13 protein-coding genes and 1 pseudogene are annotated in these 14,556 nt (G+C 46.3%); 7 read left to right on the plus strand and 7 right to left on the minus strand.

Features of this window, described 5'->3' with window-relative positions:
• Nucleotides 1-221 precede the first annotated feature (221 nt).
• The 3 genes from ACLFWI_RS14480 to ACLFWI_RS14490 all read right to left on the minus strand — a co-directional run bounded on the left by ACLFWI_RS14480 (nucleotide 222) and on the right by ACLFWI_RS14490 (nucleotide 3,278).
• Nucleotides 222-707 (minus strand): sterol desaturase family protein, encoded by a 486-nt coding sequence (locus ACLFWI_RS14480; RefSeq protein WP_446413499.1) that lies wholly within the window; start codon nucleotides 705-707, stop codon nucleotides 222-224.
• 334 nt (nucleotides 708-1,041) lie between these two features.
• Entirely contained in the window at nucleotides 1,042-2,376 is a 1,335-nt protein-coding gene (locus ACLFWI_RS14485; protein WP_446413500.1) for an aromatic ring-hydroxylating dioxygenase subunit alpha, read from the minus strand.
• A gap of 431 nt (nucleotides 2,377-2,807) precedes the next feature.
• Nucleotides 2,808-3,278: a DUF4079 domain-containing protein gene (locus ACLFWI_RS14490; protein WP_446407447.1), complete on the minus strand. Its 471-nt coding sequence runs from the start codon at nucleotides 3,276-3,278 to the stop codon at nucleotides 2,808-2,810.
• A gap of 130 nt (nucleotides 3,279-3,408) precedes the next feature.
• Between ACLFWI_RS14490 and ACLFWI_RS14495 the strand changes: the two genes are divergently transcribed.
• Nucleotides 3,409-4,878: an ankyrin repeat domain-containing protein gene (locus ACLFWI_RS14495; RefSeq protein ID WP_446413501.1), complete on the plus strand. Its 1,470-nt coding sequence runs from the start codon at nucleotides 3,409-3,411 to the stop codon at nucleotides 4,876-4,878.
• 330 nt (nucleotides 4,879-5,208) lie between these two features.
• Here the strand turns inward: ACLFWI_RS14495 and ACLFWI_RS14500 are convergent.
• Nucleotides 5,209-6,211: pseudogene (locus ACLFWI_RS14500) on the minus strand (IS66 family transposase).
• A gap of 563 nt (nucleotides 6,212-6,774) precedes the next feature.
• Nucleotides 6,775-7,545: a transposase gene (locus tag ACLFWI_RS14505; RefSeq protein WP_446413502.1), complete on the minus strand. Its 771-nt coding sequence runs from the start codon at nucleotides 7,543-7,545 to the stop codon at nucleotides 6,775-6,777.
• A 232-nt stretch (nucleotides 7,546-7,777) separates the two neighbouring features.
• On the opposite strand from ACLFWI_RS14505, the gene ACLFWI_RS14510 reads away from it, so the two are divergent.
• Nucleotides 7,778-8,185 (plus strand): DUF4384 domain-containing protein, encoded by a 408-nt coding sequence (locus ACLFWI_RS14510; protein ID WP_446413510.1) that lies wholly within the window; start codon nucleotides 7,778-7,780, stop codon nucleotides 8,183-8,185.
• Here ACLFWI_RS14510 and ACLFWI_RS14515 read toward each other — a convergent pair.
• Both ACLFWI_RS14515 and ACLFWI_RS14520 read right to left on the minus strand, forming a co-directional pair.
• Entirely contained in the window at nucleotides 8,182-8,598 is a 417-nt protein-coding gene (locus tag ACLFWI_RS14515) for a rhodanese-like domain-containing protein (RefSeq protein ID WP_446413503.1), read from the minus strand. The genes ACLFWI_RS14510 and ACLFWI_RS14515 overlap by 4 nt on opposite strands.
• A 116-nt stretch (nucleotides 8,599-8,714) precedes the next feature.
• Nucleotides 8,715-9,236, minus strand: coding sequence for a phosphoribosyltransferase (locus tag ACLFWI_RS14520; protein WP_446413504.1), 522 nt, complete (start codon nucleotides 9,234-9,236; stop codon nucleotides 8,715-8,717).
• Nucleotides 9,237-9,534: 298 nt separating this feature from the next.
• Here ACLFWI_RS14520 and ACLFWI_RS14525 point away from each other — a divergent pair, with 298 nt between their 5' ends.
• The 5 genes from ACLFWI_RS14525 (at nucleotide 9,535) to ACLFWI_RS14545 (ending at nucleotide 13,965) form a co-directional block, all read left to right on the plus strand.
• On the plus strand, nucleotides 9,535-10,041 hold the full coding sequence (locus ACLFWI_RS14525) for a patatin-like phospholipase family protein (RefSeq protein WP_446413505.1): 507 nt from the start codon (nucleotides 9,535-9,537) through the stop codon (nucleotides 10,039-10,041).
• 80 nt (nucleotides 10,042-10,121) lie between these two features.
• On the plus strand, nucleotides 10,122-10,967 hold the full coding sequence (rsmA, locus tag ACLFWI_RS14530; RefSeq protein ID WP_446413506.1) for a 16S rRNA (adenine(1518)-N(6)/adenine(1519)-N(6))-dimethyltransferase RsmA: 846 nt from the start codon (nucleotides 10,122-10,124) through the stop codon (nucleotides 10,965-10,967).
• An 82-nt stretch (nucleotides 10,968-11,049) separates the two neighbouring features.
• Nucleotides 11,050-12,018, plus strand: a complete 969-nt coding sequence (ispE, locus tag ACLFWI_RS14535; RefSeq protein ID WP_446413507.1) for a 4-(cytidine 5'-diphospho)-2-C-methyl-D-erythritol kinase — start codon at nucleotides 11,050-11,052, stop codon at nucleotides 12,016-12,018.
• A gap of 134 nt (nucleotides 12,019-12,152) precedes the next feature.
• Nucleotides 12,153-13,556, plus strand: a complete 1,404-nt coding sequence (locus ACLFWI_RS14540; protein WP_446413508.1) for a protein kinase domain-containing protein — start codon at nucleotides 12,153-12,155, stop codon at nucleotides 13,554-13,556.
• 187 nt (nucleotides 13,557-13,743) lie between these two features.
• Complete coding sequence (locus ACLFWI_RS14545) at nucleotides 13,744-13,965, plus strand: hypothetical protein (protein WP_446413509.1); 222 nt, start codon at nucleotides 13,744-13,746, stop codon at nucleotides 13,963-13,965.
• Nucleotides 13,966-14,556 lie beyond the last annotated feature (591 nt).

Consider the following 14,556-nt stretch of genomic DNA (forward strand, 5'->3'; position numbering starts at 1 on the left):
CATTTGTTGCATTTCGACTCCGGGACAAGGCACCGAATTTATTGTAAAAATTCCACTAAACCCAAGAAAATAGTGTGTAGGGGCGGGTTTCACTACTATCGTTTTTGACCTTACCTAGATTCAACTAAACCCGCCCCGATCAATGTGTAGGGCAAGGTTTAACTATGATCGTTTCTTACCTCACCCCCTCACCCCCTCACCTCAGCTCCCCCATCCATAATTCACCGCCAGCGCAGTTGTAAATAACCACGTTCAGGTTGCATCAATTCCTCATCAGTTAGCCATTCCACAGACTTATACGTTCCGAAAATCCGATCCCACCAATCGACCGCTAAACCAAAATTGTGATGCCACATTTGATATTTGTGGTGGACATAGTGAACCGGCATTTTCATCCAGAAACACTTCGTTGGATTTTCGTGCTGTAGCTGATGAGCATAGGCAGAAAAGGCAGCATAAAAAAGTCCACCCAGAAACCAACCGAGTCCAACTTGCCATGAATAGAAAAATAAGAGGCACATAACAATAAAGCTACCCCGCACATAATCCCGGAACTCCCACAGCACCCCCTGTCCTTCATTGCGGCGATGATGATCCCGGTGACGTTCACCAATGCGGGCATTCGCGTGCATCAAGCGATGCATCCAATACTCCACGAAGGAAGCGAGGACAAATGCCAGAACAAAACAGATGATTGGGCTAATCAACTCTTTTTCCTCACAGGTTCGACTAATTCATTGAGCGACAATTTGCTTATCAGTATATTATCGGTCATTTGTCATTTGTCATACTCGCGCAAGCGAGAAGCAAGCTACGTCATTTGTCATTTGTTATACTCGCTTCCCGAAAAGCACTCTAATCGGGGCGGGTTTAGTTATATCAGGGTGACAAGCAAATCTTAATGGTAAAACCCGCCCCTACACACAGGGCGGGTTTTGCAGCCAAGCTAAGGATAACAACCAATATTAGTCCCTAAACCCGCCCCTACTCTCCCCCAGCTCCCCCATCTCCCCCAGCTTCCCTATCTCCCCTACCCCTCTGCTAAGGAAGATTCCGTGGTGGAACCGTTCGCCCTTCGTAGAACCGCCGTTCCAGCCTACCCAATCCGAACCAGCCGAAGCCAGCAATTAACGCGACTCCAGTAGAGATAATGGCGGCTATTGTTGCTGTTTTGTCAAAAAATAGTGCCAGTAATGGGATAATCGCCCAAGCCATTGCCCCTACAACCGCAACACCTCTCCGAATCTGCCGAATTCTCACCAAGGCAGTGTTGCAACTTTTACACTTAACCGTATGAGAGTGATAGCGGTCTAGTAAAGTCTCCGGTGATAATCGGGGAGGTAAGGCTTGGTCTGGGAATGGGTCTGCATTGTACTGATTCACCCACTGGCGCAACTCAAACACAAACTGATCGGCTTTTGTGGGTAGGTAAAACGCTTTGCTGAACTTGGAACTCCCGCCTTTGGCATCAAGGTAACGTTCCTGATAATGGAGAAAAATTTGGTCATCTTCCAAAACCCCATTCTGCCCAATGTGAGAATACCAGCGAGGCGTGAGTTTAATCAAGAAGCCGGGGAGTTTGGAGGCAAATTTAAAGGGAAAGCGAGCAAATAGGCGACATTCTCCCTTGCGAATCGGCGTTGCATACACGACTGTCATGGTTCTGCCAAATTGTTTGGAGGTGAGGTCATGCCACATTAATGTGGGGGCAATAAATGTGGTGTCTTGGCGTCCTAGGGTTCCTTTACGGGGTCCTTGTTCCCAAACCCCTTTAAACCCCTGTTTACCGGATTCGGTAACCTCTAGCTCAACTGGACTGGCGTAGGCGCGATCGCTCACCGAACGATGATGGGTAAAGGGAACGTGGCTTACATCTAACACGTTTTCCCATAACGTCAACGCATCGTAGGGCAAGTCCCGAAACGTATCGATACAAACCCATCCCTCTGGGGAATCCTTTAAGGGTTCAACGATAGGAACCTTGACATTGGGCGCCTTTTCTGGGTTACCGGGGTAAACGAATAATAGACCTTGACGTTCAGTCGTGGGTAAGGCTTTAACACAGGCGCGTTGCGAGGTTTGGGCGCTACTGTCTTCGGTTTGTTGCGGAATGCGATCGCACTTTCCTTCTCCGGTGAATGCCCAACCATGATAAGGACATTCCAGCAGTCCATCTTCAGCGATCCTACCTTCTGACAGAGGCGCGAGTCGATGAGGGCATTGATCGTCAAAAACACGCCAGCAATCGGCAACCTTGTCCCACCAAATCACTAAATCTCGACCCAGCAGCGTAAATTGGGTGGGTTGGGAGTGATCTAAATCCTCCAAGTAATGAACGGGATACCAGGCTTCTGTATGATCGAAGGAATTGGTCATGAGTTAGGCAACAGGGTATTCTCAAAGGTTCCTTGTTTCATCATAAAAAATATAGTCCCCTTCCCTCCCCTTGCAGGGGAGGGCTAGGGCTCACAAGGGTAGGTTTTTTAAGATTGGGGTTCAGGTAAGACAAGGTAGACAGGTAGACCATCACTTCGACTTCGCTCAGCGACCGTAGACAAGGAAGAGTGAGAACCAAAAATAGGGCGTTTCGGCTTTTATAAGTTAGAAGTTAGTTTGACCGAACCGAATTCTGTACGGTTTTTCCCCCTTGTCTTCTTTCCTTCCTTGTCCCCAAGTCTAGTCTCCACCCTTAAATAAAAAACCTACACCTGTCAGGAGGGCTAGGGAGGGGTCATATCATGTCATGTCTGCCTAAAGAGTTATCATTCCCTTGTTCCTTCCCTTGTGCGCTGGAGCCTTTTGCGATATTACATTTTGCTGATAATCTTCTGCACAATCTGCATTCCCGTCACCGCTTGCCAGCCAAACAGTCCTAAAAGCGCCGCATTTAGAGCGATATGGCTATAACGTGCCCAATTATGCCCTTTTTGCATAAAGGGTGTCAGAGACGCCGACATGGCAATTAGGGTAGTCATACTTAAGCCAACCAGCAAGTGGGGACCGAAAAACAACTTGCCGTTGTTGATGTACGTCACTGCCATTGCCCCAACGGTGCTAATCACCATAACGGCTAACAGGATTGAACCAATTTGATGGTGTTTGATATTATATTTGCCCTTGACTAGCTCTTTTCGGAGTTCACCTTCTGCCGTTCTCGTCTGTTGAATTTTGATCCCCAGATACAGGGCATAAATAGCAGTTGCCAGCAGCAGCCACATCACTATAGGGTGAAAGAATTGGGAGTAAACTTTAATCGGTTCTGGGATGTCGAAGTTCATAAGCTTATTGGAGCAGTTTTAATATAGTGACAAAAGTTAACATAGCATAGCTGCGGTTTCGTCTAAAGTCTGATCACGAAACTGGCTTCCCTCCCAAGAGGTAGATTTCCCCTGCAATTAGACAACAGTGATGATCCAAAAAACTGATGGCTTACTGCTGAAAGCCGCCCAAAATGGTAACTTGACCCAAATCCAAGCCCTACTGAGTCAGGGGGTGAATATCGATGCAACTGATGGCGATGGCACAACAGCATTGATGATAGCCGCTCAACGGGGTTATACCGAAATCGTGCGATCGCTAATTGCCGCAGGTGCTAGTGTTAACCTGCCGCGAAAACGGTACAGGTTAACCGCACTCATGCTAGCCGTCGCCGCGAATCAGGTGGATGCAGTGGAAACGCTAATCGCCGCAGGTGCTGATGTTAACGCCAAGAATGAAGATGGTAGCACGGCGCTGATGGTAGCGGCACATAAAGGTCATCTCACACTGGTGCAACGGTTATTAGATGCAGGTGCTGATGTCAATATCCAAGATAAAGATAACGATAATGCCCTGAAGCTAGCGGCGGAAAGTGGTCATATCCAAATCGTCAACATTTTACTCGCAGCCGGGGCAGATGGCACACTCAGTTCAGAGGCATTGCTGCTAGCGGCGAGTGAGGGTCATACTCAGATGGTGAACCGATTGCTGGAGGGTGGGTTTGATGCCAATACTCGCAACGTTGATGGCAGAACCGCACTCATCCAGGCGGCGGAGTTAGGCTATCTATCCATTATTCAGTCATTGTTGGCCCATGGTGCTGATGTCAATTGGCAAGATGAGGATGGTGAAACGGCGCTGACGTTAGCGGCGGATCAAGGACATACGTTGGTGGTTCAGGCTTTAGTCGCGGCGGGTGCGGATGTAAATCACCACAATCCCAGGGGGGGAACGGCGCTAATGGCGGCAGCAGCCGGGGGTCATTGTGACATTGCGCGGGTATTACTGGAGGCGGGGGCAGAGATTAATCTCCAGGATGCGGATGGGGAGACAGCCTTACATTTAGCCTCTGTAGAAGGGCATACGGCGGTTGTGGAGAAGTTACTCCAGTGTCATGCTAACGTAGACCTGAAAAATAAACTCGGTGACACCCCACTGATGCTAGCCGCTTTACATGGTCACACAGACATTGCGATCGCGCTGTTGCAACACGGCGCTGACGTGAATGCCACCAACCAAGGCGAAACCCCACTCACCCTTGCCTTATCTCAGGGATATCCCAAAACGGTTAAAGTTTTACTCCAAGCCGGGGCAAATGCCAATCTGACCGATATAAAAGGGAAAACCCTGTTAATGAAGGTGGCTGATCAAGGGGATAGTGAACTAATACGCTCATTATTAGCAGCCGGGGTTGATGTGAATCAGCGAGATAGCGCCGGGGCGACAGCCTTAATGTGGGCAGCCCATCGGGGTTATATCCCCGCCGTGAAATGTTTATTAGACGCAGGTGCAGATGTCACCCTCAAAAATCGAGGGGGCTATACGGCGATGATGATTGCTGAATTTAATGGGTATCCGGAAGTCGTGGGGATTCTGAAAGCAGCCGGAGCCACCGAGTAATAACAGGAGTGCAGGGTTCTGTCAACCTACTGAGGACATTGCACCGTATATTTCCATGAGGTTACTTGATCTGAATTCCCTGTCAAAACTACTTCTATTTGACCGGAATTTCCCTTAAAGGGGACATAGACACGTAAGGATTCAGGTCTGTGTTTAGCTTATTAATCAGCCTGGGGGCGCTCGCCGTGATTAAATAACTTTGAAAGGGACTCAAGTCATATCGGCGAGTGCGCCCAGGCTACTTCTGGCACTTTTCACCTAACGACAAAGCGATTGACCTAAAAGTAGAGCCAAGTAATTCATCAACCTGTCATTGACAATGTAAGTCATTCAAGGAATTGGTTCGGGTAAAAGGGAACAAGTCGATTGAACTAACTCGACCTCAGCCCTTAAGGCTTGTTGGAAAAACTCCAGAACCGAGCGTCCCTGTCGTCTACAAGTCTGTATGACGGTGAGTAAGTCAGCCGTTTGTTGAAATCGTGCCATCGAACGTGACCCGCCACTGACTTTACCCTTGGTCACGGCTAAACGTAAAGAACGTTCAGCCAGGTTATTGTCCGGTGGGATCTGAGGATGCTCAAGAAAATACCACCATTGCTGTGCTTTGGGATTCATCTACATGTACAGCGGGTTGTTTCTTGACCCATTCCCGTAATTGTTCAACGCTGTTCTTGATAGCATCCGCCATTCTCGCGTTGGTCGCCACCAGAGTTCCAACTCCAATCTCCACTCCACCCAGTTCCTTGAGCAGTTCTTGCTGCTTTTCATATGAAAGATGACCATAATTTCCTAACCACACCAAAAAGGCTTGTAGTCTCACACTCAAGTCAAGACCTGGTACAATATCTTCTGGCCAGCAAGCCGTTTGGGTTTGACCACACCTGGCACAAGTACAACTGTGTCGCTGGTATTCTACTACCTCTATTGGACGCTCTACCAATTGGGCTACTTGTTGCCTCTGTATAGCTACTGGGGTTTCGATAAATTCTACACTGCCACAATCAATACATTTTTGAGGCTTAAGGATTTCATATCGGTCTACTCGTTTAAAGCCTTTACGGGTCTTTCCCTGATGACCCGGTTGCCCTCCTGGTTTCCTTTTGGGTTGGGACTTGTCTTTGGCATCGCTTTTCGGTTTTTCCGGTTTTTTGAGCAGGTCAGTTGAGGGGGGCTTTGAGGAGGTTGTACTGTCTTTTTGAAGGCTGGCTTTGAGGCGAACGACTTCTTGCTTTAACTGCTCTATTACTAGTTGCTGCTGCACGACTATCTTCACCAGTTCTGAGCTGGGCAATTGTGGCAGACGCTCTAAATCTATTTCTCTTTCTGGTTTCATGGCAGCAGCACAACTGTTGACTTAATTACAGCACATTTTTGGGTGCTTTGATTCACTGATTTTGATCACTCCACCCTTAGGGATACTGCTGGCGAATCAGGGGTCAGACCCCTCACCCCGCGGCTCTATTCCTTCACGTCCATTCATGGTTCACGCTGAGAGGAACCCGTCAGCTTGCGCTCTCTTTGCGTCGGTCCACTAATAGTAAAGAGCCTGATTTTCCGTTGAGAATGAGTACCAGAATGACCGTTTTGCGTTATAGCTGGGATTACGCTTACTGGCGCTCTAGAATGAGGCATTAATTAAGGTAAGGTGTCACGCATTTAAATTGGGAATGGGTAGGGAACAATATGGGGAGCCTGACAACGATTTGGCTGTAAAAACCTTGATATATTGTTAATTTAACTCGCTGTGAATGTCGGTTACCAATAATAGCGCGATCGCGAATACCAAGCGGTGGGCTACTTATGTATGTTTGGGGATGAACGCTAAAACTATTACGGCATAAAGCGTAATGCTGGATTGAGTATATTTGTACGCAAATACTTCAGTTTAGGACGCATCTAAACAACCCTCAAATTGAGGCGTATAAATTGCGTTCCTCTCTCGGCATTGATAAATATATAGATATAATCTATTTCTTCAAAATAGCTAAGATTGATTAAGCGTACTGCCTGCGTAGGCGGGCAAATGAACTTATCCGAGTTTGAGCTTTTAACAAGCCATTTGACTGAGCAAAAAAACGAGCTAAATTCAGAGCAGCGAGCTGTAGCAATATGCTGTAAATGCGTTTTAGCCAGCCCGGAATATCGAGTTCGTCGTAAATCTAATTTCCGTACACCTTGAGAAATTGTCCCTTCAATTCCGGCACGACATCCATACTTTTTCTTGAACTCTTTAGTTTTTTGCTCCTGGCGACGAGCTTTAAGTGATTCATACTCATCACGAGGTCGCAATTTCAGTTTTCTGGGTGCTTTCACGCTTTTTGTACAACGACTTCTTTCTGGACAAATTGTACAGTGTTGACGGTCAAATTCCACTTGGATTACAGGATGCTTACTTTTATCATATTCAATCCGCCATGAGCGACTTAAGCGTCCTTGGGGACATTGAGCAATTTTTTTATCCCAATCAATGAAAAACGCCGACACATCAAATCCTGTATTTAACTTAGACTGCCAGCTTACATCCACCGCCGCCGGACCAATAAGCTCAACTTGATGAGCTTGATGACTTTCCACTAATTGATAGGAATCAACGTAAGCAGCATCCACATAGTGTTCCCTCGGTAGCCAGTCTTTTTCGGCTAATTTATGATGAATCAATGATGTCAAGACACCATTGTGAAACAATGCTTTCAGGTAGTTCAAGCAAGATGCGGATAACGCATAGATTACCCCCTAGAGGGCGCAAGCTGATGGGTTCCTCTCAACGTGAACCATGAATGGACGTGAAGGAATAGAGCAGCACAGTGATGGGGGTGAGGGGTCTGACCCCTGATTCGCCAGCAGTATCAAGCTTGGGAGAGGGGCTGGCGGTACTTGCAAGGGTTTTAAAAGACGGGTCATTGATGCTACAGGGGAGATAACCCTTTTGTTTCCCCATCAATGGGCGGTGATAGATGATGCGGCACAAGTGAAAGCAGGTGAAACGCTGTTAATTCCCAACCCGAGTCGAGATACGTTTCACCTGCAAACCCAAAAACCTCTGGGTGTAACCGAGGTTCTAATTATTGCTAGCGTTACGCCTGTACGAAATGCTTTAAAAGCTTTACAAACTATCGCCAAGCGCCGGAATTTGGATAGTGAACCTGTGGTACTTCCTGCGCCAATTGAGGTAATTGAAGAATTGCTATCTGATTTAACCCTAAGCCGTGACTATTCTGTCTCAGCGACTCAAGGAATTAGCCCGGTTGATACTAGCCAACTCGCGGCAATGTCGATAACGTTTGAAGTTATATCAAAACCCAATTAAAGTTGCTCAGCCGGACCATCTGTTGGACCAGAAATTGCTTTCCAAGCCGTTAATCCACCTTTGAGAACAGATACAGATTCAAAACCGGCTTCCCGCAGTTGGGATGCGGCTTGATTGCTTTGTTGATCATTGTCACCGTAGACGTAGATCTCACGTTGCGGTTCGAGACTGGCTGTGGCGCGATCCGTGAGTTCTGCCATCGGCATCGGAATCGCCCCCGTGATCCGACCTTGGTTAAATGCAGCGCGATCGCGAACATCCAAAATTGTCAAAGCCGGTTCACCCCATTGTAGGCGCGATTTGAGGGCTTGAGCGCTCGACTCTGGCATCTGTTGGGGTGGTGGGGTAGGAACTGCCTCAGCTACGTTTTCCTTTGCCTCGGCGATGGGGTTCGTTGTTTGTGGGTCTGACATACTAATTGTGTAGTGATAAGTCCTAATTAACTCACCATACTCAAAGTTGCCTTCTACAAACGTCTTTCTTTAGACATAAGGTTTAAAAATCTGTGCAACCTGATAAGTACAAATACTTAGGTTTCCGTGACTAAATAGCTTGCGGCTAATTCATCTGGACTGATCTGTTCATAAGGTTCAAAGGGTTGATGAATCCAGGGATTGTCGGGTAAATAGTCCATGTAATAATCCGGGGTGATCAGGGAGTGAGCTTTGTACCACAGAACCGCCGTGCGAATCTCCTCCAGTTCATTCCCATACCGTTGCTCTAGCCAATTCATCGATTCCCGTAGGCTAACGCCAGAATCCACTAAATCATCCACCAGCAGCACGCGATTCCCCAGGGTTTCCGTTGTCATCGTTAGATGGTGGGAAAAGGTGATGTCACCTCGAACACGGTTTTGGGAACCCCCATAAGACGATGCGGAAAGAATCGCTAAGGGTTTACTATAAATTCGGCAGAGGATATCCCCCACCCGCAGTCCTCCTTTAGCAATGCAGACAATTTGGTTAAATTCCCAGTTGGCTTGATAAATCTTGACAGCTAGGTGTTCAATTTTTTTATGGTATTCTGACCAAGTAACATACAGGTCTGACATAAGTATTGTCCAGTAAAGGGTCAATCGGGATAGAATGGTTCCCTTAAATGCTAAATAGGAAACTGGGAACAGGAAACGGGAAACAGTAGGAAAGTGGTTCGAGTGTTTTTTGTGTCATTAGCAACTAGCCTAGGATTTCATGCCTGATTGGGACATGCTCTATAAGTTATAAATGTGACACAAAAAAATACCCTATTCCAACTTTTGCCCACTTTCTCTATTTATTGATTACCTAAACGCTTTTCTAGAAACTGTAATATAAGTTACACTTAAACGAGAGTTGGGGAGACATTTAAAAGTGACCTATCGAATTTTAAGCCTAGATGGTGGAGGCATTCGCGGCATTATCTCAGCCGTTATCTTAGCAGAAGTTGAACGAATTCTCAACCAACCTTTGAACCAATATTTCGATTTGATTGCCGGAACGTCTACCGGTTCAATCCTCGCCTCAGCTATCGCCACGGGACGCAAAAGCCAAGAGATTATCAGGCTCTATCAAGAGAAGGGGGCAAGAATTTTCCCTTATCAAGGTGGTTGGGGATTGGCACAATGGGGATGGAAAGGACGCCTGATTGATGTATTATTTGATGCCTCTTCTGATATTCACGATTACATTACTCGGCAGATCCTGAGTTCTCAGGACTTAGATAATCCTAACTTTCAGCGCTACATCCGTCTCCAACCCGATATTATGAATTTTGAGATCGACAACGCCAGTCCGGAAAATATTGCTAATCTAACGATGTTTGCCCAAGATTACATCGCGGAGAACCAACAGAGGCTGAAATATTTTTTAACCTTGTAGGGGAGGGTTTAGGGATTCAATCTAGCAAGTTACCAACAACTGAACAATAAAACCCGCCCTTATTCATAATTAGTAAGCTAATGACACCCAAAGCCCATAAACAATTCGCTCAACATTGGTTGCGTAGTGAAAAAGCCCTGAATCAAATCATAACAGCCGCCAAGTTGCAGCCACGCGATCGCCTGCTGGAGATTGGTCCGGGAACGGGTGTGCTGACGCGGCGACTCTTAGCAGAGGTAGAGTCAGTGGTGGCGGTTGAGATTGACAGGGACTTGTGCCAACGTTTGGTCAAAAGTTTAGGTCAAAACGAGAATTTTTTACTCTTACAAGGTGACATTTTATCCCTGAACTTAGCCGAACATCTCGCCGCCTTTCCTCATTTCCAGTATCCGAATAAAGTCGTTGCTAATATCCCCTACAACATTACTGGACCGATTTTGCAAACGCTGCTGGGAACCATCGCCCAACCCATTGATCCCGCTTTTGAGTTAATTGTACTCTTGGTGCAAAAAGAAGTGGCACAACGATTATGTGCGAAACCGGGTTCTAAGGCATTTGGTGCATTATCGGTGCGGGTACAATATCTGGCAGACTGTGACTGGATCTGTGATGTCCCCGCCAAAGCTTTTTCCCCACCGCCAAAAGTTGACTCCGCCGTTGTCCGCTTGCGTCCCCGAATTGTAGACCCCTCAGCCGATAACCCCCAACAGCTAGAAACCCTAGTCAAGCTGGGTTTTGCCAGTAAGCGGAAAATGTTGCGAAATAACCTCAAATCCCTGTGCGATCGCGATAAAATTAACCAATTACTCGAACAGGTAGACAGTCATCCCCAAGCCCGTGCTGAAGACTTGAGCGTAAGCCAATGGGTTACTCTTGCCAATCGCTTAAATGGGATAGAAGGGGGAGCAGGGGGAGCAGGGAATTGACTGATAGATTATTTCTAACAAGCTGCACGAGTGATCGATTTAATAGTAATTTGTAATTCATAATTCATAACTCATCATTCCCATGCGTTCCTATTCCCTAATCGCCCCTGCCAAAATTAATCTGTATCTAGAAATACTAGGCGATCGCGCCGATGGGTATCATGAACTGGCGATGATCCTGCAAAGCATTGAACTCGCTGATCAGGTTAACATCCGCGCTATTGGGACTCAAGCCATTCAAGTTCACTGCGATCATCCGCAAGTCCCAACAGACAAAACCAATCTAGCTTACCGGGCTGTGGAGTTGATGAGTCAACAGTTTCCTGATTCTTGGGCGCAGTTTGGCGGTGTGGAAGTCACAATTAACAAGAATATTCCCGTCGCGGCTGGATTGGCGGGAGGGTCAACCAATGCCGCCGCCGCTTTGGTAGGATTGAATATGCTCTGGCAACTGGGACTCACGCAGCCAGAATTACAAGAGTTAGCTGCGAAACTGGGTTCAGACGTACCCTTTTGTCTAGCTGGGGGAACCGCGATCGCAACGGGGCGAGGTGAAGAACTTGATCCTTTACCCAGTCTGGATTCGTTCTATGTGGTGTTAGCCAAACATCAAAGTTTAGCCGTTTCTACCGCTTGGGCATATCAAACCTATCGGTCTCAGTTTAGCAATACCTATGGGCGTTCTGAGGGAGTAGATAAATCGATAATAACTGAAACGATAAAGCTCCCCACTCCTGTGCATTCGGGTTCAATGGTTCAAGCAATTTTAAATAAAAATGTCGCCAAAATTGGTCAAATGCTATACAACGATTTGGAGCAAGTTGTACTTCCTAACTATCCCCAAGTCTTACGACTGCGGCAAGCCTTTGAAAATAACGGTGCATTAGGTACAATGATGTCCGGTTCAGGACCTACGGTATTTGCCCTGTGTGAGTCTCAGGAACACGCCCAAGCCATTTTACAACAGGTTCAGTCAGAAATTCCCGCTCCAGATTTAGGATTTTGGGTGACAAAGTTTGCCAGTCATGGAATTCAGATTGTCTCCCAATAATTAGGAAATGGGGAGATAGGGAAGATGGGGGAGCTTGTAGAGACTCCTCATGCTACGTCTGGGAGATAGGAAAGATGAGGGAGATGAGGAAGATCAGGAAGATGGAGTAGTTGACCCGGATTTAATGATAACTTATGACTTATTGTATTAAACCGGGATGTCTTACGCCAGAAAATCCCGATTCCGCTCAATTTTGTCAAACCTGTGGGGAAATGCTACGGCTAAAAGAATGCTATCGCCCTCTACGCCCCCTGGGTAGCGGTGGATTCGGCAGAACATTTTTGGCAGTTGACGAAGATATTCCCAGTCAACCCTATTGTGTGATTAAACAACTTTATCTGGAAAATTACGATCCAGAAACCTTCCCAAAAGCCAAAGAACTGTTTCAACAAGAGGCAATCCGTTTAAATGAGTTAGGCAACCATCCGCAAATCCCAACACTTCTGGCACATTTTGAACAGAATCAACAACTTTATTTAATTCAAGACTTTATTCCGGGAGTCACCCTGAGTGAGGAGTTAAATCAACAGGGACATTACAACGAAGAGCAAATTTGGGAATTATTGCGAGAACTATTACCCTTGATTCGCTATATTCATTCCCATCGTGTACTGCATCGAGATATCAAACCCGCCAATATTATCCGCCGCCAATATGACGGGAAATTAGTATTAATTGATTTTGGCGTTGCCAAATTGCTGACGGATACCGCCTTACTGCAAACGGGTACAATTATTGGTAGCCCGGAATATATGGCTCCCGAACAACTCAAAGGTAAAGCATTTTGGGCAAGTGATCTGTATAGTGTGGGAGTAACCTGCCTTTATCTAATGACTCAGGTCTCCCCCTTTGACCTGTATGATACATTTAACGAAGCGTGGGTGTGGCGAGATTTCTTACCCCCTGGAACCCAGATTAGCGATCGCCTAGGGAAAATCCTGGATCAGTTAACTCATTCTAGCCTCAAACAACGCTATCAATCGGCTGATCAGGTGATCACGGATTTGACAACTGCTATCTCTCCTCCCGTAGGCACTCATTTTATCAACCTTTGGCCACCCAAAACCCACAAAACTAAACGAAATAGTCTCACCTCAGAAGTGGGAATTGACTATCAGCGGTTAAAGCAACTTTTGGCTACACATAAATGGCAAAAAGCGGATGAAGAAACCTGGATGATATTGGGTCAAGCCTGTGGCAAATTCCCAGGTTATTATCTGAAGTTGAATGATATTCAAGAATTACCCTGTGAAGATTTGCGTACTTTGGATCAACTATGGGTGAAATACAGTAAACACCATTTTGGCTTGACAGTGCAAAACCGCATCTATCAAGAGGTTGAAGCCGATTATCCTAGTTTATGCGATCGCGTGGGTTGGTCGGTTCACAATCCTTATGTTCCGGATACAGCCTATCAATTTAATCTCAAATCTCCAGCCGGACATCTACCATCCCGTCGCTGGGTGGGAGGCTATTACAACTGGTGGCGTCATGCTGAAGTTATGGCGGCTAAGTTGGAACAATGTGACATTGTTTAAATTCGTCATGTATCTCTGTTGCCACATCACAAGAACTTCTCTCTTTTGGGGGACGATTTGTCATCCGAAATCTTGATACCAAAGAGGATAGGCTCGGATGCTTGTCTCGGATCATACCCAGACCTGATCCGAACTAGCAAAAAACTCCGATAACCATTGCAGTGTAAAGAATATGGAGAATAAAATTATGAATACCCAAGACCAAGCACGGAAAATTGCAACTGAAGAACGTCTCGCCGACGAACAATTGAAACAAAACATGCTCAACCGTGCAGAAGAAGAAGTCGAAGCACCCTCTGCTAATACCCCGACTCAAGAAAAAAGCCGAGAATCAACAGCCCAGCAGCGCGAGAAAGGTAAACACTTGCAAGAAACCATGCAGGACCGCGCTGAAGCCAACACACCCTAATGTTGTCGGCTGAATTTTTGAACAACGGTTGAGCGCAGTCCCCATCTAAAATCACAAGATTTAGATGGGGTTAGCGAAACATTAATAATTTTGCTATAATACTAACAGGTACGGCGGCATTTATTTGTTCGGCACGACCTACAGGTAGAACCTAGAAAACTTAAGATTATAAGGTTCCAGTAGAGACTATTTGTTACAATAACGCATCTACTGGGTAAAAATCTTAGTGCGTTCATAAGGCTTTTTTAGTCTTAACTCCGATTCAGAAATGGCGAGGAGGAATGCCAAGGCAGAAGTTCCTGGTATTCACCGAGAACAGCGGCTCTTCGTGGTAACAGCAGGGGAGAATCCCTAACTAGATTGCTTGCAATTAGTTAGGGTCTGTTCAAGGTTAAGAATTAGGTTCGTAGTTAGGGCTTTAGCCCTAGATTTTGTTGGGTCTCCTAACATAGACCCACGCTACAACCTATTCCACCATTTTAAGTAGTCGGACAAAAGAAAACTTCATACAGTGCCGTTTTCTTTTGTCCGACTATTTATCAGGTTTAGAAGATGACATGCCCAATAGCTGCTGACATTATTTTTGTCCGT

It is taken from the genome of Coleofasciculus sp. (assembly GCF_046539235.1).
Classification (GTDB): Bacteria; Cyanobacteriota; Cyanobacteriia; order Cyanobacteriales; family Coleofasciculaceae; genus Coleofasciculus.